At 51.2% G+C, this 24641-nt stretch carries 17 protein-coding genes; 5 read left to right on the top strand and 12 right to left on the bottom strand.

Annotation, left to right across the window (positions count from 1 at the left end; all coding sequences use genetic code 11):
- Window positions 1-222: 222 nt before the first annotated feature.
- Window positions 223-1002, bottom strand: coding sequence for an SOS response-associated peptidase (locus NDA02_RS11770; RefSeq protein WP_242067107.1), 780 nt, complete (start codon window positions 1000-1002; stop codon window positions 223-225).
- A gap of 234 nt (window positions 1003-1236) precedes the next feature.
- Between NDA02_RS11770 and glpX the strand changes: the two genes are divergently transcribed.
- Window positions 1237-2274, top strand: a complete 1038-nt coding sequence (glpX, locus tag NDA02_RS11765) for a class II fructose-bisphosphatase (RefSeq protein WP_348247793.1) — start codon at window positions 1237-1239, stop codon at window positions 2272-2274.
- Window positions 2275-3044: 770 nt separating this feature from the next.
- A complete protein-coding gene (locus NDA02_RS11760) occupies window positions 3045-4334 on the top strand; it encodes a glutamyl-tRNA reductase (RefSeq protein ID WP_190789839.1) in 1290 nt (429 codons plus the stop codon).
- 642 nt (window positions 4335-4976) lie between these two features.
- On the opposite strand, the gene NDA02_RS11755 is transcribed toward NDA02_RS11760, so the two are convergent.
- Complete coding sequence (locus NDA02_RS11755) at window positions 4977-6344, bottom strand: ABC transporter substrate-binding protein (protein WP_242067106.1); 1368 nt, start codon at window positions 6342-6344, stop codon at window positions 4977-4979.
- A 496-nt stretch (window positions 6345-6840) separates the two neighbouring features.
- Between NDA02_RS11755 and NDA02_RS11750 the strand changes: the two genes are divergently transcribed.
- Together NDA02_RS11750 and prmC are read left to right on the top strand one after the other, a co-directional pair.
- Window positions 6841-7842 carry a Tic22 family protein gene (locus tag NDA02_RS11750; RefSeq protein ID WP_348247794.1) on the top strand — a complete coding sequence of 334 codons (1002 nt, stop codon included), beginning with the start codon at window positions 6841-6843 and terminating at the stop codon, window positions 7840-7842.
- Window positions 7843-7936: 94 nt separating this feature from the next.
- A complete protein-coding gene (prmC, locus tag NDA02_RS11745) occupies window positions 7937-8848 on the top strand; it encodes a peptide chain release factor N(5)-glutamine methyltransferase (RefSeq protein ID WP_190793965.1) in 912 nt (303 codons plus the stop codon).
- Between the two features lie 210 nt (window positions 8849-9058).
- Here prmC and NDA02_RS11740 read toward each other — a convergent pair whose 3' ends face one another.
- From NDA02_RS11740 to devC, 8 genes are all read right to left on the bottom strand, one after another.
- Window positions 9059-11674 (bottom strand): CHAT domain-containing protein, encoded by a 2616-nt coding sequence (locus NDA02_RS11740; protein WP_199296785.1) that lies wholly within the window; start codon window positions 11672-11674, stop codon window positions 9059-9061.
- Window positions 11675-12470: 796 nt separating this feature from the next.
- On the bottom strand, window positions 12471-14291 hold the full coding sequence (locus tag NDA02_RS11735; protein WP_190793963.1) for a Calx-beta domain-containing protein: 1821 nt from the start codon (window positions 14289-14291) through the stop codon (window positions 12471-12473).
- A 433-nt stretch (window positions 14292-14724) separates the two neighbouring features.
- Complete coding sequence (locus NDA02_RS11730; protein ID WP_190793962.1) at window positions 14725-16071, bottom strand: APC family permease; 1347 nt, start codon at window positions 16069-16071, stop codon at window positions 14725-14727.
- A gap of 808 nt (window positions 16072-16879) precedes the next feature.
- Window positions 16880-18103 carry an MFS transporter gene (locus tag NDA02_RS11725; protein ID WP_348247798.1) on the bottom strand — a complete coding sequence of 408 codons (1224 nt, stop codon included), beginning with the start codon at window positions 18101-18103 and terminating at the stop codon, window positions 16880-16882.
- A 92-nt stretch (window positions 18104-18195) separates the two neighbouring features.
- Window positions 18196-19230, bottom strand: coding sequence for an aromatic ring-hydroxylating dioxygenase subunit alpha (locus NDA02_RS11720; protein WP_190790447.1), 1035 nt, complete (start codon window positions 19228-19230; stop codon window positions 18196-18198).
- A gap of 48 nt (window positions 19231-19278) precedes the next feature.
- Entirely contained in the window at window positions 19279-20331 is a 1053-nt protein-coding gene (locus NDA02_RS11715) for an aromatic ring-hydroxylating dioxygenase subunit alpha (protein WP_190790446.1), read from the bottom strand.
- 303 nt (window positions 20332-20634) lie between these two features.
- Complete coding sequence (locus tag NDA02_RS11710; protein WP_190790445.1) at window positions 20635-21378, bottom strand: DevA family ABC transporter ATP-binding protein; 744 nt, start codon at window positions 21376-21378, stop codon at window positions 20635-20637.
- Between the two features lie 63 nt (window positions 21379-21441).
- Complete coding sequence (gene devC, locus NDA02_RS11705) at window positions 21442-22620, bottom strand: ABC transporter permease DevC (RefSeq protein WP_190790444.1); 1179 nt, start codon at window positions 22618-22620, stop codon at window positions 21442-21444.
- Between the two features lie 16 nt (window positions 22621-22636).
- On the opposite strand from devC, the gene NDA02_RS11700 reads away from it, so the two are divergent.
- Window positions 22637-22849, top strand: coding sequence for a hypothetical protein (locus NDA02_RS11700; RefSeq protein ID WP_190790443.1), 213 nt, complete (start codon window positions 22637-22639; stop codon window positions 22847-22849).
- On the opposite strand, the gene NDA02_RS11695 is transcribed toward NDA02_RS11700, so the two are convergent.
- A complete protein-coding gene (locus NDA02_RS11695; RefSeq protein ID WP_190790442.1) occupies window positions 22821-24005 on the bottom strand; it encodes an HlyD family efflux transporter periplasmic adaptor subunit in 1185 nt (394 codons plus the stop codon). The genes NDA02_RS11700 and NDA02_RS11695 overlap by 29 nt on opposite strands.
- Before the next feature lie 48 nt (window positions 24006-24053).
- Window positions 24054-24266 carry a hypothetical protein gene (locus tag NDA02_RS11690; protein ID WP_190790441.1) on the bottom strand — a complete coding sequence of 71 codons (213 nt, stop codon included), beginning with the start codon at window positions 24264-24266 and terminating at the stop codon, window positions 24054-24056.
- Between the last annotated feature and the right edge of the window lie 375 nt (window positions 24267-24641).

Below are 24641 nucleotides of genomic sequence, written 5' to 3'. Positions count from 1 at the left end.
ACTTTATAATATTTTTTGCAATATTAATTTCCTATCTTAATATCTATAATTAACTAGCAAATTGAAACTTGAGCTGCTGCAATTTAATTTTTTATAATTATTCAATTAACTTTTGATTGACCTGCAAAGTTTCGACCGCCTTTATGAATTAGGCTTGAATCGCATTTCTGTCAATGTAGGTCGTTAATAGGATTTACTAATAGAACTTACTAATGAAATTTGCTAATGGGGCTGGACGATATCGTTTGCCTTTGCTGAATCTACCTCGCTGTCTGTTTCTTCGAGTGAAATTGGCTCGATACACTGTAGGGTATCGTTTTGAGGACGGTTGACCTTTGTGCTGACAGGATAGCGGATAAAGGTTTTATCTTCGTCTGGATATAAAAGATGTTGCAGGCGATCGCCCTCCTGAACTTGCGGATCGAGCCATTGCTCATAGTCTTCGGGCTGGAGGATGACGGGCATCCGATGGTGGATCGATCGCAGCAGGTGATTCGCCTCTGTCGTGACGATCGTGCAGGATTCAATTTCGCCGTCTGCGCTTTCCCAATGTTCCCACAGTCCCGCAAAGGCAAAGGGCTGATGACCATCGCGGCAAAAGTAATAGGGCTGTTTTTTGCGTTCTACCTGCTGCCACTCATAAAAGCCATCCGCAGGAATCAAACAGCGACGGCGGCGAAAGGCAGCCCGAAAAGATGGTTTCTCGGTGAGCGTTTCTGCTCTAGCATTAATCAGGCGAAACCCAATGGTTGGGTCCTTTGACCAGGAGGGAATCAGTCCCCAATGAAGCAAGTCAAGCTGGGGGGATTGTCCGATCGCCCGAACTACAGGAACTGCCTGCGTCGGTGCAATGTTGTAGCGAAACGGCATTGATGGCACATCATCGTCCAGATCAAAAGCTTCGGCAAGGCGATCGGCGGCTTGAGCCAGGGTGTAGCGTCCACACATTATTTTCTGCCCCTCTTTTTCTTCCACGCCTCGATCGGGCGGATTGCGCGTCAAGTTTTCCTTTTGCTTTGAGTTCTAGCGCATATGCAATCAAAAAGGCTGTACAGCAAGGCTGAATAGTTTAGCCTAACACCCCTATCTCCCCATCCCCTCACCCCTCATCCACCCCTCCATTCTTTTCCTCTCTAGTCACGTGATCCCCACTCTGATAGACTTTTAAGCTAAGGCAGATTATGCCTTTTTGAGGCAAATTTGTGAGCCACATCAGCAGTCGGGAGGGTTTATCCGGTGGAAGCTACACTTGGTTTAGAGATCATTGAAGTTGTTGAGCAAGCAGCGATCGCCTCTGCCCGGATGATGGGAAAGGGCGATAAGCACGGAGCCGATCAGGTTGCCGTGGAAGCGATGCGCGAACGCATGAACAGAATCCACATGCGCGGTCGCATTGTGATCGGCGAGGGAGAGCGGGACGATGCGCCCATGCTCTATATCGGTGAAGAAGTGGGCATTTGCACCCGTGAAGACGCGAAAACCTACTGCAATCCAGACGAGCTGATTGAAATCGACATTGCCGTTGACCCCTGCGAAGGCACAAACCTTTGCGCTTATGGGCAGCCCGGTTCAATGGCAGTGCTGGCAATTTCGGAGAAGGGTGGACTGTTTGCAGCCCCCGACTTTTATATGAATAAGCTGGCAGCTCCGCCTGTGGCAAAAGGCAAAGTAGACATTCGCAAATCGCCCACTGAAAACCTGAAGATCCTGGCAGAATGTCTCGATCGTGCCATTGATGAACTGGTGGTCGTGGTGATGAAGCGCGATCGTCACAATGACCTGATTCGGGAAATCCGGGAAGCGGGGGCAAGAGTGCGGCTAATCAGCGACGGTGACGTCTCGGCGGCGATCTCCTGCGCTTTCTCTGGAACAAACACCCACGCGCTGATGGGCATCGGGGCAGCTCCCGAAGGCGTTATCTCGGCGGCAGCGATGCGCTGCTTGGGCGGACACTTCCAGGGACAGCTTATTTATGACCCGGCAGTGGTGAAGACCGGGCTGATCGGCGAAAGCAAAGAGTCAAACATTGCGCGTCTGTCAGAAATGGGCATCACTGACCCCGATCGGATCTACGAAGCCGAGGAACTCGCATCGGGTCAGACGGTTCTGTTTGCGGCAAGCGGCATTACCCCTGGAACCCTGATGGATGGGGTGCGATTCTTCCACGGTGGCGCAAGAACGCATAGCCTGGTGATTTCTAACCAGTCGAAGACGGCTCGGTTTGTGGATACAGTTCACTTGTTTGATGCTCCAAAGTCGCTGCAACTGCGATAGAGGATAATTTCGCGAGTCATCCACAATCTGTTAAAAACAGTCTGAAAACAGTCTGAAAACAGTCTGAAAACTGTTTGATAAGGGGGCGAAGCGATCGTCCCTTTTTTTAATGGTTTTTGTGCTACCCCGTACACCCCGCTCGATTCATGTTCAAATTGCTCCAGCTTGGCTCCCTAACCTCCCAGCTTTTGGGAAAGTGAAGCCTGCCCCGATGCGTAGAGTCTCCGATTTAGGGAAAACTGGCGTTGCTAAATCGAAGTATGAAGACACAGCTTGAGACCCTGTATCGCCCCATAAATCCCCCAATGCTGGGGGACTTTGAGGATCAGTTTCCTCCAAAATTGGGGGGGCTAGGGGGGCTAGTCATACTCCAATTCAGCAACGCCGGAGAATTTAGGAGGCTGCAACACTTGGAACGCTCCCAAGAATGGTTGTGGGTAAGCAGTAGGAGCTGGTAGAAGCTGAGTGGGTTATAGGGTTTTCGTGAGCTACAGCAGATTTTGTTCGATCGCTCTCTCCAGCCTCATTCACAAAAATTTACCCCATTCTCCCGATTTTCAGACGGCGCATCCTCTAACTCGTTACACTCAATTGGTAGACTTTTTTAAGTTGATAATTGGGCATTTCGCTCACTTATTCATGACAGCTTACGCAAACAATTGTGACATCTAGATTGATTTTGAGCCGCTTAGATGGTTTTCCGAGATGAAATTTTGTCCCGGAATCTTTATCTATTTAGCTAGCATAAAAAAAGAGCCTTGGGAGGAAGAATGAACATTGTTGTTGTGGGTCTGAGTCATCGAACTGCGCCAGTCGAGGTGCGCGAAAAGCTAAGCATTCCAACGCCTCAAATGGAGGCAGCCATTGCCCATCTTCGCAGCTTTCCCCATATTGAGGAAGCGACCATTCTCAGCACCTGTAACCGCCTGGAGGTTTATGTCGTTACCAGCGAAACCGAGCAGGGTGTGCGAGAAGTCATGCAGTTTCTCTCAGAACACGGCAAAATCCCGGTGTCGCAGTTGCGTCCCTATCTGTTTATCCTGCTGCACGACGATGCGGTAATGCACCTGATGCGAGTGTCGGCGGGGCTAGACAGCCTAGTGCTGGGCGAGGGGCAAATCTTAGCTCAGGTTAAGCATACGCAAAAAACCGGGCAGCAGTATAACGGAATCGGGCGGATTCTCAACCGTTTGTTTAATCAAGCAATTACGGCTGGAAAGCGAGTGCGGACGGAAACCAGCATTGGCACCGGAGCTGTTTCGATTAGTTCCGCGGCGGTGGAGCTGGCACAAATCAAAGTGCAGCACCTCCCCACCTGTCGCGTTGCCGTTTTGGGAGCCGGAAAGATGTCGCGTCTAGTGGTGCAGCATTTGCTCTCAAAGGGCGCAACCCAGATTTCGATCGTTAACCGATCGCTCGACTCTGCTAAAGAACTGGCGCAGCAGTTCAAAGAAGCTAGTATTCGCCTGCATTTGCTGGATGAAATGATGCAGGTGCTTGCGAACTCTGATCTGGTTTTCACGGCGACTGCAGCCACCGAACCGCTGATCGATCGCGCCAAGCTGGAAGCCACCCTTGATCCTCTCCGTGGCCTGAAGCTCTTCGATATTTCGGTGCCGCGCAACGTTGATGCTGATGTCAACGATCTGGCACATGTGCAGGTGTTTAACGTGGATGACCTGAAAGCCGTGGTTGCTCAGAACCAGGAAAGCCGCCGCCAGATGGCACTGGAAGCCGAGAACATTCTTGATGAAGAAGTGGCTGCGTTTGACCTGTGGTGGCGATCGCTCGAAACGGTGGCAACGATCAGCGAGCTGCGCGATAAAGTTGAAGCCATCCGCGCTCAGGAACTCGAAAAAGCCCTGTCTCGCTTAGGCTCTGAGTTTGCCGAAAAGCATCAAGAAGTAATCGAGGCATTGACGCGCGGCATCGTCAACAAGATTCTGCACGACCCGATGGTGCAGCTCCGGGCACAGCAGGACATCGACGCCCGACGACGGGCAATGCAAACGCTGCGATCGCTGTTTAACCTGGAGGAGCCTGCTTCTAACAAGGCGTAGCGGCAAGGCGATCGACGCACCGTACAAAAACAGTACAAAAACAACAAAAGACAACAGTACAAAAACTAATACTGTTGTAGAAGAATTTCCAGGGGCTGTAAGGGCGGTTTGCGGATCGTCCCTACAGCTTTTTTAGTTTTCATATTTTTTAGTTTTTATATTCAGTGCGCCCAAGCTAAGCCGCATAGGGGCTGGCTAGCAAGAATCGCTTAGGCTCACGCGTCAGCACCCGCTTTGGCATATTGCTGCCCGACAGCAGCCGCACTGTTGCATCCGGCCAAGGACAGGGCATATCAAAGGATTTGATCAGATCGATCCCATACTGCTTGGGTAGCCTTCCGCTGCAGCCCATTCTGGGAAAAACTCGCCTCCTGATGGGGTTCCAAAATCAGGTTCTCCCAGATGCTCCTGTCGGGAATCAGTCCGGTTGTGTGGCGATCTTTGGGAATCCAGGCAGCGCCCCTGCAAAAACCCCCTCATTCCCTGGAACAAGAGAATAAGGGGAAGTTTTTAACAACATCAGAATCAGACAGTATCAGAATCAGACAGTATCAGAATCAGACAGTATCAGGATATTGAGCTGAGCCAGGCGGAGAATTTGCGCCTCGCTCCGATTCCGATTAAAAGCCGTGAGGCGATCGGCTACGAGTCGCTGCCGGCCACTTCAATCTTGGACTGCACCTGAAGCTTGCCGTCATCGGCGATCGTCCAGACATCGTAGCTGCCGACTACATCACCTTCGGGGTTAAAGTCAACCGTGCCGCTGGCTCCTTCGTAATTGATCGGTTTGCCTTCCCGCAGCAGCGCGAGTCCCTGACAGACATCCGTGACTTTTTCACCGTCGCCGCTCGTCACTGCACGAATTTGATCTTTAATGGCAGCTCCCGTCGTCGCTTTTGCGGCTTCGGCTGCCAGCGCGATCACAGCAGCAGCGTCCCAGGAGTTGGGATCGTAAACGTTCGGCGCACGGTTAAATTTATTTTGATATGCGTCGCTGAACTGATCGATCGCCGGACCACCTGCGCTGGGAGCAGTTCCCAATCCGCCCGATACAATGAACTTGTCATCTGCCGTTTTGCCGGACAGTTCAGCAAGTTTATCGGTCTTCATGCCGTCCGACATCAGGATTTTGGTGTTACCGTCGAGCAGTCCTTGCTCTTGGGCTTGCTTTAGAATGATGCTGCCCGTTTCAGGATAGGCAACCATGACGATCGCATCCGGATTGCCGTTGAACGCTGCCCGCAGTTCTGAGTCAAACGTAGTCGCGTCGGGAGCGTACTTCGTTGGACTGGATTCGTTCGTTACCGTGCCGCCTAGCTCTTTGAATGCAGGAATAAAGGAATCGATCAGACCGTTGCCGTAATCGTTGTTAATCGCCAGGACTGCAACTTCCTTTGCGCCCTGCTGCTGTGCCAATTGCGCCAGAGCATCTCCCTGAAAGGTATCGGGCGGCGCGGTACGGAACCAAAAGCCGTTGAATTCACCTTTCTTGGCACGATCGGTAAAAGTGGGGCTGGTGCTGGAAGGCGAAATTTGCACCACCTGGTTTCGCACAGCAATATCGACTGCCGCACTCGAAACCGCGCTGCCTGCCGCGCCGACTACACCTGCCACCTTATCGACTTCTGCCAGCTTGGTCATGCCTGCCGCCCCTGCTGCGGGATCAGTCTGGTCATCTTCAGAAACAATCTGCACAGGCTTACCCAACACGCCACCACATGCGTTTACCGTCTCGCCCAGCAAATTTACGCTGTCCTGCATGGTTGTGCCATACTGCGCCAAATCACCTGTGATGGGCAGCAGCGTTCCAATCTTGAGTTGCCCTTCTACGCTGGCTCCGGCAGTAGTTGCTGCGCTCGGGCTGGAACCCGCTTCAGGAGACTGGCTAGTATTTTGCGGCACAGAGCCACAAGCCGTTATCGACAGCATCAGAGCCGCCGCACCGCCACCTCCGAGCCGTTTTAATAAATTCGATCGATTGAATTTAGAGGGCTTATTCAAACGCTTCATAAGATTTTTCAAGCAAAAAGAGGATCAACGTGATAAACGATCGTAGCGAAAACCTGGAGAATCGGGGCTGAAGGCGGAAAGGAAGTAAGAAATTGTTGAACTGCGCGATTCAGGATGACAGCGAATTTCCCAGACGAATTTCTCAGACGAATTCCCCAAAATAGAGGGGCGTAGGGCAGTTCTGAAAACAAGTTCGAGACACAAGCACGACGCTTCAAATCTTGGGGTGGGGCAATCGCTTCAACCTGGGCTTGCAGAATAAACTTTAACTTTAGCGAAAATCAGCAGCTTCTCTCAATCCGGAACTTTGGACGATCGAAGGAAGTCAAGCAGGATGAAGCGTTGGAATAAGCTTGTTCTATTGGAAACAACAGGCGGACGGTTGCCTATTGCTTGAAATTGTGCCAATCTATTCTGCGAGTCGCGTTGGTCGCTAAACAGTCTATTGATTTCTCTCTTTCTTTTGCCCGCTCTGGTCAAGATTCTCGTCTGCTGAGTGGTTGGGTCAAGCGATCGACTGAGTGTTTTTTACCTCAAAGCGACAGATGCAGACAGCACAACGCTGGGCAACGCTAATGCAGAGTTATTGCAGAGTTATTTGCAGAATCATTCACCCACCTTTTTGCTGAATGCTCGCGTCATCACAGGAGTTTTTATGAAGTCAGTCATTCGTTGGAGTGCAACGCTAAGTCTAGTCAGTAGTGTGCTAATCGGTTCATTTTGGGCTGGCACAGCGCGAGTGCTGGCTTTAACCGCCGAACAGGTGATGGAACGCTTGCGTCCCGTCCCCGTATTTACCCTGGCAAATGAGCAGGGCGCCCCTCTGGTTGCCTCGCCGACCGAAGGGGAAAATCGCGGTCCTGTCGCCGGGGTTTTTATTAACCGTCAGGATGCCGAGCGGTTTCTGAACGATCTTAAGACCCGCAATCCTCAGGTTGCACAGGGTGTTCGGGTGGTTCCCGTATCCCTTGCCGATATCTATCAAATCGCTGAAACCGAGCGATCGGGTCAGACTCCGCAAGACCAGCAGCTTCGTTTTGCCTTTATCCCGGCCCAGCAGCAGGTTGACGCGGCAATGACGATTTTGAGAGAAGGCGGACAAACCGTTAACGAATTTGAGGGAGTGCCAATTTTTGTGGCGCAGTCCAGTGGTCAGAATCGTGGCTACCTGACAATTCAGCAGGGCAATCAGCAGGTGATTCCCATGTTCTTTGATAGAGCCGAGCTGCAAGCCGTTTTGACTCGCCTTCAGCAAAGTCAGCCTGAGCTAGCGAACGGTATGCAGGTTCAGGTCGTCAACCTGGAAGGACTGATCCAAACCTTGCAAGCCAGCGAGAACGAAGAACTGAATCAGATTTTGCTGGTTCCGCCTAGAGACAGCGTGGAATTTGTTCGATCGCTTCAGCCCCAGGGTGGGCAGGGGCAGCAAGGGCAGCAGCGACAGGGGCAGCAGGGAGGACAGCAGCGACAGGCGCAACCCGCTCAGCCTCGCCGGTAAGCCCATCGGGTTTATTGGATTGAAGTGAATTCGAGTTTTGTCTCCGCTGGGGCGCATTGATTTTGCGCCCTTTTATCGTATTAGTGCGTAATCTATGCCTTCTTTTCAGGTTTCTGGGAGCGCCCTGTGGCAATGGCAGCAAACCGCAAAACAGCAGGCGATCGCCGCCGGAATTTCTCCCCAGGAAGTCGATTGGCTTCTGCAAGAACTTGCCGGACTCGATCGCCTCAGCTTGCGCCTAGAAACTTACACATCCCAAACGCTCGCGCTCAAAGTGCCCCTGGAGACCCTCAGCGATCGATGGCAGCAGCGATTAACCGAGCGAGTTCCCGTGCAGTATCTTGCAGGGGTTGCACCCTGGCGACAGTTCCTGCTGCATGTGACGCCTGCCGTCCTGATTCCCCGCCCAGAAACCGAAATTCTGATTGATTTAGCGCAGGCTGCGGCTTGCTCCGCCGATGGAATCGCGCCCAATTTTGGCTTAGCCAAGGAACACTGGGCAGATTTGGGAACCGGAAGCGGGGCGATCGCGATTGGTTTAGCCGACAGCTTTCCGGCTGCTCAAATTCATGCCGTAGACTTTAGCGAAGCCGCTCTAGCTGTGGCTCAGGAAAACGCAAAACAGTGCGGCTTTAGCGATCGAATTCAGTTTTATCGCGGTTCTTGGTTCGAGCCACTCACGGACCTGAAAGGCAAGCTCAGCGGCATGGTATCCAACCCACCCTACATCCCGCAGCCCATGATCCCTGATTTGCAGCCCGAAGTCAGCCAGCACGAACCCCACCTTGCCCTCGATGGCGGCACAGACGGACTCGATGCAATTCGTCTTTTAGTCGAAACCGCTCCTACCTATCTGCGATCGGGCGGACTATGGCTAATCGAAATGATGGCAGGTCAGGCAGAAGCCGTTACCGCTCTGTTGAAAGCGCAGGGAAACTATGTTGGAATTCAGATTCATCCCGATCTGGCGGGGGTTGAGCGGTTTGCGCTGGCGTATCGCAGGTGAATGGGTGGATGGGTGGATGAGTGGGGGAGTTGTAGGGATGGAGTTTAGAAGAGGTCTAGTGAAGTTGGAGTTTGGCAGCGATCGATTCACACAAAGTCGTTCAAATCTCCCTATTCCCTGATCTCCCCATCTCCCCATCCCCTTATCTCTTTACTCCCTTATCTCTTTACTCCCTCATCCGCTCACTCACCCCTCCATTCATTCAACCTTTTACCCTCCATTTGCCTCCGGTGTCGCTGCCCCTAGCGTCTGCCAATCCCGAATCGCGATCGGTGTCCAGAGCCAGTTTTGGCTGAGGGCATTGGGCTGGAACTGCTGTGGGTTCATGGTTGAAACCATTTGATAGGTTTTAACGGCTTTGCTGAGCAGTTCTCCGGGCTGGGCGGTATCGGGGTTAGTTGAGGTTTTCCAGAGCGCGAGGGCAATTCCAGCGTAGCTGGTTAAGATGCGATCGTTTAGGGCAGGCCGAGCTGCGGTTGAGGTTTCCTGGGCAGCTGGCTGTTCCTGAAGCGAGAGTGCCCGCACCCAGGACTGAATCGCCTGCTCTGGTTTTCCCGCTTCGTAGTCGGCAAAGCCGATCGCCTCATAGTAAAGCGCATTGTCTGAATCGGCGGCAACTGCTTTTTCCCAGCTCTGGCGGGCATTGGCAACGCTATATTGACTGTTGCCCTGTTTAGCAGCCTGCCATGCTAAGCGACCTTGTAGGAAGTGAGTCGTAGCATCATTGCGGCGATCGACTGGAATGCTGGCAAGCGCGGCTTCGGCTTCGGTAAAAGCACCGCGATCGAGCAACGCCTCAACTGCCTGCTGACCGCGATTGTAGCGGTTTTGCGTAAAGCTATCGATCGCAAGCTGCTTCAGGTCAGGAGTTGATTTTGCGGCGAGTTCCGCCTGGAGCGTCGGGGGATTGGTAGCGGTTGTCTCACTCACCCTGCTTTGAAACTGCGAGACAATCTGAGGCACTGCCCAAAATCCGACGATCGCCAGCCCGATCGCTCCGGCAGCCCCAACCAGGGGTAGGACGATCGCTTTATTTTGCCGTTGACGGGCAGTAGTGCGTCGCTGGTAGCTTTGCTCGGTGTGAACCTGCCCCCCTGGAATCTGTTCGGTGTGAACCTGTTCGGTGGGGGTCTGTCTGCTGGGTTCGCTGAGGGAGTCTCCAGGCGGGTCAGGAGCAGTAAGCTCAGCGGAGTCGGGCGTGACAAGTGCTTTGGGAACAGCAACCTTTGCAGGGGGCGGGGTGCGATGACTCGGAACAGCCGGAGGAGTCGGGCGAATGGTGGACGCTGCTGGAGCGATCGGGGGCGTTGAAACCGCAGGCGGAGCAACTGGAGTCTCGCTTGGCGTAGGCGGAATAAGCTGCCGGATCATGTCTGCCACTGCAAAATCATCGTCGTCAACCGCTCCCGCATCGTCGAGCGCGTCCAGCCAGTCTGCATCTTCGGCGAGGACTGCCTGAGCAATCATGTCGGCTTCGTCGGCTGCGATGACTTCTTCGGGAAACGGCGAAGCAACGGGTTCTGCATTAACAAGCAGCGCAGGCGGAAAAATTGCTTCTTCGCCAGGCGGCAGCGGAAACACCTCATAGGTGGGCGGCGTAAACAGCAGGCGATCGGCGGGGTCCTCCTGTGATCGATCGGTGGGAGTCAGGTAGCCGTCAAACTCTGGATGCAGATAGAGAATCGGCAGTGCCCAGTAAAACTGATTCGAGCCATAGGATGAAATTAAGCCCTGCCTGGCGCGGCTGAGGCTGAGATCGATCGGGTAGCCCTGCTTCAGGTTGCGATAGAACAGGCGGGTCAGATTCAAAGCCACTTCATCGGGAATCTGCTCTGCCATTGCCAGCACCGAAGGAATTCCCCGACTGACCAATGCCTCTGCCAGGTTTTGTTCCAGATTTCGCCCCATTGCGGGATCGGTTTCGGTGGGCAGATACGCGCCGCGACAGGAATTAAACACCGCCAGACGAATGCCGTTATTCACCAGCAAGCCCGCCAGGTCGTCGCCGCTCATCAGTTCGGTGAGCCCGGTACGATTATTTACCAGATACAGCGAACCGCCGCCCGCGCTGACATCACTGTGTCCCGCATAGTGAAGCACCTGAAACTGACCCTGTTCGAGTGCCTGCGTTAGCTCTTCCCGTCCAGGCTGACTCAAGATCGTAAGCTGAATTTCTGGCTCCGAAGGCAGCGTGGACGGCATCCGCAGCTCTTGCTGAAGCTGGGTAGCTTCCCGATAAAGCTGCAACTGCTCGCGATCGCTCGGCGAGGCAACCACCATAAGAATTTTGAGCGGCTGACCCGGTTCTAGCATCAGCGACCCCCCTTCTTCCGCCAGACGAGTGCCCGGACGATAGCGCGAGAAAATGACCTGAATTCCGGTTGCCAAAGGACGGGGCGCAGCCTGGTTTTGCCGCATTCGCTCGATCGGCACATCAGAGCCATACAGCACTTCCCAAGGCAGGCGGGGCAGGCGATCGCCCTTCAGCCCCAGTCGCAGTCGCAATGCCTGACGACGGTTTTGAGCAACCCCCTGAGCCATCAGCCAGCTATCGCGCAACGTGCCTTGAAACAAATGATGATAAAGCTGCTGTCCCAGCTCCACTAGACTAAGCGACGGCTGCAAAACACTGGGGTGTTCCGGGTTGGTTATAAATGCCCGTTCGCCCTGCAAAATGCCCACGAGCGGATCGTTCATGAGCTGACGCGCTTGAGTCAGCCACGACTCCAGGGGCAAAACAAATTGTTCTTCCGCAAGCGGCACTCCTGGCGCAACTCGCTCTGTCCGAACCAGATACTCATTGTTCCCTACTGGGGTTACAGACACATGAAATTCCTGAGTCACCTTACCCGTGCGCTCCTGCTAATCGCTCAACTGAATCTGCGGCTCTCTGAGGGCTGAACCTCGATGGACTGAACAATGGACAAAACAGTAAATCGGACGATCGACAAAAGACTGAACCCAGGAGGCGGAACAGCACATCGGCGAAAGGCAAGCTCAGAGCCCCTGATAAACACAACATTTGCTAGCCTAGCGAAAATCAGACGCTTACAAGCGAAGTTCATCAAACTTGCAAACCAATCAGGAAATAAATCCTGGTGAGCTGCTTCAATTTCCGCTCGTTCTAGCCGTCCGCTTCGCAGATCGCCAGAAGGATAATCGCTACCTTACTTAGCGGGGATAGAGGTATAAAAAAGCTCGAATCGCGCTCTGTTTTCATCCACTCCGTTTTCATCCATTGTTCGTCTGCCTGAGCATTGCCCAGGAGAGTTCAGCAATCCAGATCGAATCTATCCCAATACAGGTCTGCCAGAACAGTTCCAAGGCAGATCTGGTCTAAGCCCCGTCCTATTCCGATCGCAGTCTGTAGGATACTCGATCCAGCTACTGAACCCTAAGACGCAGCCCACGCAAAAAAGTTACGGCGAGATTTGAGCTTTTCAAGCAGGCTGCAAAATTGTCTTTCCGGGAAATCGAGATTGGGCTAAAACTAAAAACTAAGCTAAAAATCTGGGTCAAATTTTCCGGACGGGCAGTCACTTCCAGGGAAAGAGGGAGTGGTAGATGCACCCTGATTTCAATTTCCTGGACTCCATTTTGGTGTTCGGGAATTTTTTTTGCGCTAGCCCTGAATCACAAAATCACGCACCCTCAGCGTTGGCGACCCTTGCAGCAAGGCAAACTTCCCGCCCTCGCCAAATCCGGCTGTGCTGCCATTTTCGTTGTAAAACAGGCTGCCATTTCTGCTGTTGTAGACAATCAGAGCGGATTGCTGCGCTGCTGCCCGGTCGGAGTTCACGATCGCAAACTCGCTTTTGCTCTGAAATCCACGTCCTATGTCGCTTTGAAGTCGGCTAAACGTGGGTTGACTTAAGCCAATGCGATCGCGTTTGGAGACGAAATCAGTAACGCGATCCAGACCTATCTCGGCAAACGGCACACCCGCACCAAACCAAAAGCGATCGGATTGGCGCCCGCCTGTAAGAATGTCATTTCCTGCACCCCCAATGAGCGTATCCATCCCGGATTGACCCAGTAGCCGATCAGCTCCCGCTTCACCCGCGAGAACATCGCGACCTGCTTTTCCCAGCAGCCGATTGTTGCCTGCGTTACCCGTGATGGCATTGTTCCTCGCGTTGCCGATGCCGCTAATAGGGGTAGTTCCCATGAGCCGCAGGCTTTCCATTGCTTTAGGCAGGGTTGTGCTGACCGTCGCCGCTAGGGTATCGCTAATCGTGACCGTCGCCTCAGCGTCCAGAATCGCACCGTTGTTGGCATTGCTCAGCGTCAGGGTCAGGGTTTCATCAGCTTCGGGCACGTTATCGTTCAGAATGGGCAGTGCGATCGTTTGGGTGGTTTGACCGGGCGCAAAGGCGATCGTGCCGCTGATTGGAGCATAATCGCTGCCTGCTTGAGCCGTTCCGTCTGCGGTGCTGTAGCGGATGGTAATTGGCTGAGTCCCTGCTTTAGACAAACTCACCGTAATCGCTGCTGTAGAATCGCGTCCTTCGATTGCAGCAACATCGACGATCGATACAGCAGGAAGCTCAGGAGCCACCGTCGGAGGGCGAACCCCGGCTTGACCTTCGGTAACAGAGGCGATCGGCGGAGCAGCAACGCCAACCACACTTTGAACAGTCTGCTCAATAATCGATTCAAGCTCTGGACTGATGGGGATTGGACGGCTTTGCTCTGGACGATTGAGGGAATATTGGACAGGAATCGGCAGTTTTGTAAGATCGCCGCCAAACAGCGTGGCGTAATAAGTCGCTCCTACAATGTATGACCCAATATTATTGAGATGAATATTATCGACATACAGATCCCAAATGCTGGAATAGCCCGGAACCTGCCCACTCTGCATCTTTTGATTAAGCTGAAACAGAACTTCGCCCACCGGCACAAGCCGAATTGGCTTTAGATCGGGAAACGCCTCCTGTAGGCGAGTTTGCAGCCGCTCAAAATAACTGCGCGACTCATTATTGTTCCCCGATGTCTCTACGCCGTAAGTTGCCTGCCAGAGAGCATCCCAATCGGCTGCGGTGGGGTTCGGATTGCGGCTCGATTTGCGGGGCCATCGCTGGTAAAGGTAGACCTGAAGATTGGGGCTATTTTGCCGGGCAAGATTGATGAAATTACTCGCCATCTGCAAGTCGCCCTGCTGCGGGTTTCCCTGACCTCCCAGAACCGAGCGATCGAACGGCTGAAGCGACAGCGCATCCCACTGATAGTTACCAAGCGCACTAGGATAATAGCCGTAGGGCTGCTGCTGAAATCCATTATTAGGGTGTTCCCAGATCCAGCTTAGGGGCGCACCGGGAATGACGTGTCTGCCCCAGATCAAATCGTCTCCACCGCTTTCTGACAACGCATCCAATCCAGCCTGGTTAATGGTATCGGTAACGCTGTTGCCAACAAAGTAAGTTCTAAGTTGAGAAGCCATTCTTGTTCAGCAGCATCTGTGACAAGCTTAAGCAAGCAGAAAAGGCACTAAAAAAATGCCCGATCGCAAATATCAAGCAGGCGATATTGCATAAGCGATTGCGCTATTTCTGTTAATATTTCTAAAACTATCCTTTCATATAAATCCTTTCACATCCATCCGTTGAGCGATACAACACTAAATCCCTTAATAGGCAGTGAGCCGATCGCAGCCAAAATAAACGAACAGAATGAACGAGCGTGACAAACAGTACTGTTTTGTCATAAGCAAAGTCTAAATTCCTCTTTCTAAAGGAAGAAGGAAGAGAGGACTACCGAAAAGTATCAACCGATGTTCTTATTAATGAAAGACAAAACATCAACCCAGAAACCAGGGATGAACAAACGAAATTAGCGTATCCGTCTTGATCGATTCATCATCAATTCATCGAGCGTTAAAGGCTGTGCGATCGCTGTTTTTTCACCGCACTCTGAATGCCAATCAAAAGCACCCCTATGCCTACAAACGCCAATGCCAGAATGTGACTTTCTCGCGAGGCAAAGGCAACCAGGATCAGGTTCAACAGCAGCGCGAGGGCGGGTATCGGCAAAGGCACTCGAAATCCGTTCGATCGCGGTTCACGACGCTTAATGATCAGCAGCGAGAGGTTGACCAGACAAAACATTGCCAGAATTAATGTTGCTGTCGTTCCTGCCAGGAATTGCAGCGTACCGGAGAGTGCCAGGAAAATCGCGATCGGCAGAATCACAATCAGCGTACGATAGGGCGTTTGTCTGCTCCGATGAAGTTTACCCAACCAGGCAGGCAGCAGCCCTTCCCGCGCCATTCCATAAAGCAGTCGAGATGCCGTAATGAAGTTGAGCAGGGCAGTATTGAGTACGGCAAACAAAGCAATGACAGTAAAAATGACCGAAGGAAAATTCGGCTGTGCCTGACGAACCACATCTAATAGCGGCGCATTGGAAGCAGCTAACTCCGAGGGACTGATCACCTGAACCGCCAGCCAGGACACCAGGATATACACCCCTCCGGCAATTGCCAGGGCCAGCAGAATTGCTCTAGGCAGATTGCGTTCTGGATTTTTGACTTCCTCTGCCACATTTACAATGTCCTCAAACCCTACAAAGGCATAGAACGCCAGAGCCGCACCCTGCACCACAGCTAACCAGCCTACTGTTTGCCCAGAGGGAGCCGAAGCGATGGGCAGAGCTTGAGCGGTTGCCCCGTTGCCTAGCAGAAACAAAACCGAAACCAGAACGACGATCAGCAGTCCTGAAACTTCCAGCGTCGTACAAAAAATATTAAGGGCAGAAGACTCCTGCATTCCCCTAAAGTTCACAAACGCTAGTACTGAAAACAAAGCGAGAATAATGAACCAGTCAGGAATAACAGGAATAAAAGCATTCAGATAGCCTGCAAACGCCTTTGAGAGGGTTGCCATCGACACCAGGCAGGTACAAAACATTAACCAGCCCACTAGAACTGAAAGCCAATCTGTGCGAAATGCCCGGTTGACAAAGCAGGCAACTCCTCCGCTTTGCGGAATGCGGCTGCCCAGTTCGGCATAGCTCAACGCGGTAAGCGCAGCAACGACCATTGCAACGAGAAACGAAGCCCAAACCAGAGTGCCAGAAAGTCCTGCAATTTTGCCAACAACTGCATAAATTCCAGCTCCAAGAATATCGCCAACTCCGTAGATAATTAGGGTTGGCAAACCAAAGACGCGCTTCAGTTTAGTTGCATCAGCTTGAGTTTCTACAGCATTCGTCTGAGTTTCCATAAAAGTCAATTACCTTTTAACAATTTTGAAAATGAGACTTATTCCGATCCTGCTTCTTTATTAATGTTTTATCAGTATAAGGGATTGCTAATTAACTGCAAGCTGGTTATTTTTACTAACAAATTTATCTGCTTTAATAGATAAGTTGAAGGGAAGGTTCATCGTTCATTTTCAGGTGCAAAAGCTTTATCAGCCAGCGTTTAATCTGTCATCTATAAAAGAGTAGAGATAAAAGAATAGAAAGTCATATTTCGTTTGGCTTAAATCTAAATCGAAATTCTAATCCGAGGCAGCGATCGGCATTAAGCGAACTTTTTAAACCAGGCGATCGAAATTAAGCCGTTAGTAACCAGGGTTTATGCTGGGCGATTAACTTAAGTTGAAGGACACGATTAAATCAAAAACAATGTAAAGCAAAGATTGGTAAAGCAAAGATTGGTAAAGCGAGGACAATAGAAAATAAAAACAATGGAATCTTTATCCGCAAAAAGCAAAAAAATTCCATCTCTGGGAATCTTTGAAATTGGAAGGAGGCTCGGTTTCCTTCAGCGTTAGGGAGTTCTGGGGCAGTTCAGATCACAGCGATAGCTTGCCAAATATCCTTAAACATTCTTTAAGTCAAGCTGGATCAACCAGAGGACGCTTTAAAGGTATCCAATCTCCTACATCGCCCCCTAAATCCCCCAATGCTGGGGGACTTTGAATGTAAGCGGAGTTAGCTCGGCTCCCCTAGAATTAGCCCGTGCGGGGAGCAGTTCGAGGAATCATGATAATTTTGTTAAACAACGTCTCAAGCAGGCTGGATAAATCAGGACGAAACAGACAGGCGACGCGGCAAATTCATCAGGGTAAACCCGATCGCAATCAGCATGAAAAATGCTCCCGTCCAGAAGGGTGACAGCACACCAGAATGATCAAACACCCAGCCTGCCCATAGCGGACCCAGAATCGTCGCAACACTCTGGAGTGCCTGGTTGCCCCCCAGCGTTTTGCCCTGCTCCTGATCCGAGACGCGGTTTGAGATCAGACCCCGCAATGAAGGAATAATTAGCCCCACGCCTAATGCCAACAGAGCTTGAGTTGTGTATAGCGCAGGCACGAGAATCGGACCCCTTGCCGGAATCAAAACAATGCCGCCAAAGGCGATCGCCACTAGCCCCAGCCCCCCGATCGCCAGCTTAGACTCGCCAAAGCGCGGTAGCAGAGAACGAATTAGCCCTCCTTGCACCACGGTTGAGACAATGCCAATAAAGAAAAAGACGGCGGCTGCCTGACTCGGTCCCCACCCGTAGCGATCGTTGAGGAACAGCACAAAAATACTGCTAAAACCCGCAAACGCGAAGTTAAAGATAAAGAACGCAATCAGCAGTCCCTGAATCCGAGGATTTTTGAGTAAATCGATCAATTGGCTGATGGGATTGAGATCTTGCCGTGTAAAAGGACGGCGATGCTCTTTGTCCAGCGACTCTGGCAGGACGAACCAGCCCAGGCAGAAGTTTAGTAAAGCGATCGTTCCTGCGACAAACACAGGCAAATTCAGGTTAATATTTGCCAGCACACCTCCCAATGCTGGACCCAGCGTGAAGCCTAGCCCAAACGCTGCACCTGTTAAACCGAAGTTTTTCGCTCGATCTTCCGGCGAGGAAATATCGGCAATGTAGGCTTGAGCTGTCGCCGCCACTCCGCCCGTGATTCCATCTACCACACGAGAGAAAAATAGCATCCACAAACTTGCCGCAAAACCGAATAGATAATACGAAACTGCTGTTCCCAAAACACATACAAGCAAAATCGGACGACGCCCATAGCGATCGGACAATCCGCCAATAATGGGACTGGCAATAAATTGAGCGATCGCAAACGATGATGCTAAAAGACCAAGCGTAAACGCATCCGATCGAAACCGTTCAACCAGAAAGGGTAAAATCGGAAAAATCAAACTTTCCCCTAATTTGTCGATCAAAATGGTGATGAAAATAAACAGCAGTCGAGGCATCGAAAGTGCCTTTGCTGGGAGAGGACTTGAAGACATAAATTAACTCACGTAGGGAAAAGAAAAATACTGATTCGAGAATGTTTGAGCAGTGTTAAATCTCTTACACTGCCCTCTTCTCAAACAGCCGCCTAAACCATGATTTCCGGCTGCTCCAGAATCACAGGGTGATCGGCATATTTTTTCAGCAGTTTGCGGTAAGCGATCAGGGTTGCATCTGAAGCGACTAGCAGTTCGCGTCCCATTTCGTTGTAGGGTGCATAGCGAGGAAACTGGGTTTTCACCACCACATCGTCTTCCTGCAAAATGTTATTGCCGACCTGCGCCGTATGGCGATCGAGCCAATGATCAAGAATCGGCATATTGTTCAGGAAGTTACGAATATTGACTGACTTGACGATCGTTGTGGTGTCATCGACCGGAATGTGAGCGAGAATGCTTTCTAACTTAAAGCGACCAAATTGCACCGAAGAGTAAGTGATATTGGGCAGAGCAAACCGATAACCTTTCCGCGCATCGGGGTCGTCTTGTTGCATCACAAACCGCATCAGGCCATTTAAACGATTCACCTTGATCTCCAGGCTCGCCGTCATTTCATACTCACTGATCTCAACTTCATAGTCTTCGATCTGGGTGTTTTGCGGAGCCTTGCTCGTGCCGATCGCCCCTTGATGAACATACAGTGCATGGGCAGCATCAATCCCGTTTTCCATAGTACGGGTGAAGTGGGCGTTAAACGTATAGCGGCTAAAAGCGGGGGGCCGCTCTGGAGATTCAAACTGGGGAAAGTCAGGAATCGGCGGACGGCGATCGGCAGGCAAATCCAGGTCTCCGACAAACATCCAGACCAGATCATATTTCTCCTGGATTGGATACGATTGAACCCGCGCCCGCTTAGGAATCGGGGTTTGAGCTGAATCTGCCGGAATATGACTGCACCGTCCATCTGCCTCGTAGCGCCAGCCATGATAGGGACAGCGAATACAGTTTCCTTCTGTCCAGCCCATTGCCAAACTTGCTCCCCGATGAGCGCACTGATTATCGAGCGCAACGACCTGCCCCTGATGCCGATACAGGACATACTCTTTACCCATCAGTTTCAGCGGCTTTGGGGCTGAAGTAACCTCATGGCTCAGCTCGACAGCATACCAAAAATTCTTTAGCATCATCTATTTTCCTTCGCGTTTTCTTGCACGTTTTTTTCACCGATCGAGCTATCCTGCTGTCACCACTGCTGCCTGTTTCCCGTTTGTCTCAATCAATCCTGTCGGAATTCCGTAATCCCCGATTGCCCAGCCCTGCTCGACATATTTCCGCAGCAGTTTTCGGTAGGCAAGCTGAAGACTATCCGAAGCAATCAAGATTTCTCCGGTGAGCGGCACGACCTTCGGAACCTGGCTTTCAATCACAGCCTTGTCTTCGTAATAAGTGTCATTGGTGTTTTTGCGAGAATTCCAGTCTGCCCAGGGCTGTGTCAGGAAGTTTCGCAGTCCAATCCACTTGGTTAAAGTGGTGTGTTCATCGATCGGAATATTGCTGGCAAAGTAAATGTATTGAAATCCCCGGTAGTTAAAGTCCAAGTGAATGCGATTAATGTTGGGCAGGTGAACCGTTAGAGTTGCACTGGAAAAAGGACGATCGCGCTTCACAATCAGCTTTAGTAGCCCCGCTCGCTTCGGCGGCTTGGAAATGGTTTTAGCCGTAGCAGTCCAGTCATCAATTTGCACCTCGTAGGGTGGTACTTCGGCATCATTTCGGTGATGAAAGAACACGGAATGCACAAAAGGCGCATGGGAGCTATCCAGACCGCTCTCAACCACGCGAGTATAGTGCGCGTTCCAGGTATATTCGCCGCTGACACTGCGCCATGCCGGATCATCAAACTCTGGAAACGGAGGAATCGGAGGACGCTGCTCCGATGGCAAATCGCCCACAAATAGCCAGATAAATCCGTAGCGCTCTTCCACCGAGAAAGGCTCGACCTTTGCCCGCTTCGGAATTGGCACACCCGTCTGATCCGCAGGCACTTCCACACACTTGCCGTCGCTTGCGTAACGCCAGCCGTGATAGGGACAGCGAATACAGTCTCCCTCGACCCATCCACCTGATAAAGCAGCTCCCCGGTGAATACAGCGATCGATTAAGGCAATCACCTGCCCCTGGCGATCGCGGTATAGCACATAATCCTGACCCATGAGCCGGACCTGTCGGGGCTGGTCACGCACAGCAGCACTAAATTCAACGGCATACCAAAAGTTTTTAAGCATAGGGAATCTCCTAACCGATAGTGTTTAGCAGCGTGAAATTCATCTCCTTCAATGCGTTTGCTAGAAGAGTTTGAAGGAGTAGAAAAGAGTAAGTTGCCGCACAATGTTGTTGAGAAATTGCTGTTCAGCAGAGTTCCCAGAATGAGCATTGAAGTAGCATTTCGGTTGATTTTTATCTGCAATTCAGTTGGCGACTCGTCCTTAAGAAAGGGCGCAACCCGTGCGGTTTCAGGAATAAATGGGTTCAATTTCTAAGGCTGAAAAGCTTAATCGAAGTGTCAATTCAGGCAGATTCCGGCAGGTTCAGGCAGATTCAGCCAGTGCAGGAGAATAGTTTGGTGATGAGCTGTTACTTTCAATAGAACTGACATTTTGAATAAGCTGACCGTCCTCCATGTGAATAATTCGATCGGCAATATCCAAAATGCGGTTGTCATGCGTCACCAGCAGAATCGTACAGCCCTGCTCTTTGGCAAGCCGCTGCAAAATTTCCACCACATCCCGTCCCGATTTACTATCCAGCGCAGCCGTTGGTTCATCTGCCAGCACGAGCTGAGGCTGACTCACCAGGGCACGGGCGATCGCCACTCGCTGCTTTTGCCCGCCCGAAAGACTATCGGGATAGTAGTTTATGCGCTGACCCAGCCCAACGGCTTCCAGCATTTCTACACAGCGGCGCGTTCGTTCCTCAAATGAAATTTCGGGGTGCAGGCGCAGCGACATTCGGACATTTTCCTGGGCAGTTAAACAGTCGAGTAAGTTATGTGCTTGAAAAATATAGCCAATCCGACTGCGAACCTGCACAAGCTGGCGTTTCTTCGCTCCCTGTAGCTCCTGCCCCAGCACCTTTAAGCTGCCTTCCTGCACCGATCGCAATCCGCCCATTAAGCTTAACAGCGTCGTTTTACCGCTTCCAGATGGGCCCGTGAGAATGACAATTTCACCTGCAAAAATATCGAGATTAATATCGATCAAAACAGGTTTACGGAGATTGCCTTTTCCATAAACGTGATGAAGCTGACGAACCGAAATTGCGGACAGTGGCATAAATAATGCTGAGAAGAAAGTGACAGAGCGAGACAATCAACAAAGAATAATGAGGAAAACAACTTAGAAAACATCTGCGGGATCAGCCGATCGCAATTTGCGAACTGTAATCGCGGCTGAAATCATACACATCAGCACTGTGAGAATGAACACTTGCAACGCAACATCAAACCGCATTACCACTGCAAGCTGGGTTAAATTTCCCAGCACTCCGTAAAGCGCGATCGAGCAGCCAAATCCGGGCAGAAAACCCAGCACCGCTAGAATAATGGCTTCTTGAAACACCACGACAAGCAGTTGATTATCTGAGTAGCCGATCGCCTTTAGCGTGGCATATTCCGGCAAATGCTCGTTTACGTCGGTATAAAGCACCTGGTACACAATAATCACCCCTACCACAAAACCCATAATGGTTCCAAAGTTAAAGATGATTCCAGGCGGCTGATTTGACCAGTAGCGATTTTCGAGCGCGATGAGTTCCTGATGGTTGAGTATCGCAACGTCTTCTGGCAAGATGGTTTGAAGCTGGGCAATGACTTCAACCGGATTCGCATCTGGCTCTAACGTCAAAACTCCTGCATGAATGTTATCCGCACCTGCTTCACCAAACAAACGCAGATAGTTCAGATCACTGGTGACGACATGACCCCGCTTAAACAGGCTGCTCCCCATTGAAAATAGCCCACCGACCCAAATTTGTCGATCGCCTACCTCCGTCGAGACCGTCTCGCCCTGCTCAAACGCCTGACCTACTGAACCCAGTGAAGACAGAGATTTGCGATCGAACAGCACCGTGTCAGGCTGCTCAATTTGCACCAACTGTTGATTAATCGCAGGGAGGTTCATCACGGGCTGAGCCGGATTAAATGCGATCACAGTGACATCAGTGACTTCCTTATTCCAGGGATTTACCCAGGACGTTTGCGTGTAATAAAGCGGTTTTGCGGCTTCAATAGCGTCGATCGCGCTAACCCGATAAAGCTGATCTTTGGGAAAAGATTGATTACCCAAAAATTTCGAGTTGCGATTCACTAAAAACAAATCTCCCTGAACATTTTCGGGAAAGCGAGTCACGCCATCGAACATGGTAGCGCGAAAGCCAAGCTGCATAAAAATCAGAATATTTGCAAACGAAATTCCTGAGATTGCAACCAGCAGCCGCACCTTCTGATGAGACAACTGCGACCACGCCAGCGGGATTTCCTTCGGTAAACTGAACTTGAATGGTTTAGAAATTTGCATAGGTATCGAGGCAAAAGTGGAATATCGAAAAGTGCAGAAAACGCTGTATATTTCTGCCAATCGATCGGACGAGGAAGTGTCTTCAAGCGTGTCAAAGGTGCTGCATCGCCTCCTCAATTTCCCGTCAATAGGTGACTTTGAGCGTGAGCGTCATTGGCTCGCTTCCTCGCAGAATTGCCCCGCTAGGGAAACGGTTCGGATCAATCGGCTTTATCCCGGTGAATTTTGACTCTCACCTGCATATAGGTCAATCCTGCAACTTGCTCGCTTGATTGAGCATCCAGGCGAATTTTGACTTCTACGACTCGTGCATTGCTATTGGCAGCAGGATCAGTGTCGAGAATATCTACCTTTTTTACCTGTAAGCCAATCTGTTCGACCGTTCCCTTTAATTCCTCAGTAAAGCCACCATTTTCGCTGGCGATCGTTGCCCGTTGCCCAGTTTTGATCTTAGGAACATCAGTTTCATACACTTCTGCGATGACTGCCATGCGATCGGTTTGTCCCAAATCGACAATACCCGCTTCCGAGTCAACCTGCTCGCCAATCTGAGTGTTAATTTTGAGGATTTGTCCGGCGGCCGGAGCGCGAACATAATAATCTTCAAGTTCGGCTTGTTCGCTGGCAAGTTTGCTAATGGCATAGCGGACTTGTGCCTGGGGCACTGTAACATCCACCGGGCGCACTTCTGATAAGTTGTTCAGGGTTGCTTTTGCTTGAATGATCTGGGCATTGAGGGTTGCGATCGTATTCGCTAACTCTGCTTGTGCCTCGGTCACTTGGGTCTGGGAGGTGCGGTAGTTTCTGCGATAGCCATCTAATGTCGCTGCGCTAATTGCCCCCTGCTCAAACAGTTGAGCGTATCGATTGTAAGTCGTTTGAGCATTTTGTAGCTCGACTTCAGCTCGACGTAGGGATGCCTGTTTCGCGACGGTGTCTGTGTTCAGTTCCGCTTGGAGTCGGACAATCGCAGCCTGCTGTGCCCGGATCTGACTGGAATTGCTGCTACCTGCCTGAACCTGCTTCAACTTTGCCTGCTCGATCGCCACGCTATTTTCAGCTTCGATCACCGCAGCCTGCTGTTTCTCTAGCCCCTGCAAAATCGCAATCACCTGCCCGGCTTGAACCTGATCGCCTTCTGCCACCAGCAAGCGATTGACTCGACTATCCCTGGCGTTGGCAACTGAAACTTTGATAATCGAGCTTTCCGGCTCAATACGTCCAAGGGTGGCAACTGCCCGAATCGGCTGAGGAGCGGTCACGGGTGTTTCGACAGATGCACGACTCGGTACTGCAATCCGCTGAACTGCCCAGACTCCCATTCCCATACAGCCGATTGCTAAAACGAGCCAGTATCCCTGCACTCTCGCAAACTGCTTCTGCATAATCGCCTATTGGTAATAAATTGTTTGAGGAAGTTTCAGGAAACGGCTCTAGAACTTCCAGGCAGCATAAATCACGCCAGCAAACAGCACCAAGGTTGCAATGCCGATGTAAACCATCTTGAATTCGTGGTGATCGATCGCGTGATCGATCTGTTGACCTAGCTCCTGGCGAAATTGCTCAATCTTCTCTTTAGCCTGCGGGTCAGAAATTGATGCAAAGCTGTTTCCCCTTCGGGACGGTCGGCTCACACGCTTGCTCATGGGACGTTCCCCTGAAATATAGATCAGCGACGATACCGTGCTGAATTTAGGCTTAGAGTACCCAGAAACAAGTCAAGGTAACATTGTCCCCTTGCGTCCCCTTGCGTCCCTTTGCGTTCCTGTAGTGACTACATAGGAAGCTTTCCTGCAAAAACGACTCTTACAGGGGTGATCGACTTCGGCATTCTGCATTGCGCTTCCAAAGGGACGATACCAGGAATTGCAAAGACAAAGATTAAAGGCACTTGTCGAGCCGTTATTTTATAGCCCTACGCAACAGAGATAGGACAGTAACATAGAGGCTAGAAGAGAGTTGGGAAATGGTCATGTCCGCCCCCTACAGCTACGACCTCCGCACTAAAGCAATCGAGGCAG

The sequence above is a fragment of the Leptolyngbya sp. ST-U4 genome, from assembly GCF_039962215.1.
GTDB lineage: Bacteria > Cyanobacteriota > Cyanobacteriia > Elainellales > Elainellaceae > Leptolyngbya_A.
This window is presented reverse-complemented; position numbering and strand designations above follow the sequence as displayed.

What these genes read in the sequence shown, in the direction of transcription:
- NDA02_RS11760 (WP_190789839.1), top strand. Translation starts at nt 3,045, where the DNA reads ATGAACATTGTTGTTGTGGGTCTGAGTCATCGAACTGCGCCAGTCGAG.
- NDA02_RS11755 (WP_242067106.1), bottom strand. Translation starts at nt 6,344, where the DNA reads ATGAAGCGTTTGAATAAGCCCTCTAAATTCAATCGATCGAATTTATTA.
- prmC (WP_190793965.1), top strand. Translation starts at nt 7,937, where the DNA reads ATGCCTTCTTTTCAGGTTTCTGGGAGCGCCCTGTGGCAATGGCAGCAA.
- NDA02_RS11735 (WP_190793963.1), bottom strand. Translation starts at nt 14,291, where the DNA reads ATGGCTTCTCAACTTAGAACTTACTTTGTTGGCAACAGCGTTACCGAT.
- NDA02_RS11730 (WP_190793962.1), bottom strand. Translation starts at nt 16,071, where the DNA reads ATGGAAACTCAGACGAATGCTGTAGAAACTCAAGCTGATGCAACTAAA.
- NDA02_RS11725 (WP_348247798.1), bottom strand. Translation starts at nt 18,103, where the DNA reads ATGTCTTCAAGTCCTCTCCCAGCAAAGGCACTTTCGATGCCTCGACTG.
- NDA02_RS11720 (WP_190790447.1), bottom strand. Translation starts at nt 19,230, where the DNA reads ATGCTAAAGAATTTTTGGTATGCTGTCGAGCTGAGCCATGAGGTTACT.
- NDA02_RS11715 (WP_190790446.1), bottom strand. Translation starts at nt 20,331, where the DNA reads ATGCTTAAAAACTTTTGGTATGCCGTTGAATTTAGTGCTGCTGTGCGT.
- NDA02_RS11710 (WP_190790445.1), bottom strand. Translation starts at nt 21,378, where the DNA reads ATGCCACTGTCCGCAATTTCGGTTCGTCAGCTTCATCACGTTTATGGA.
- devC (WP_190790444.1), bottom strand. Translation starts at nt 22,620, where the DNA reads ATGCAAATTTCTAAACCATTCAAGTTCAGTTTACCGAAGGAAATCCCG.
- NDA02_RS11695 (WP_190790442.1), bottom strand. Translation starts at nt 24,005, where the DNA reads ATGCAGAAGCAGTTTGCGAGAGTGCAGGGATACTGGCTCGTTTTAGCA.
- NDA02_RS11690 (WP_190790441.1), bottom strand. Translation starts at nt 24,266, where the DNA reads ATGAGCAAGCGTGTGAGCCGACCGTCCCGAAGGGGAAACAGCTTTGCA.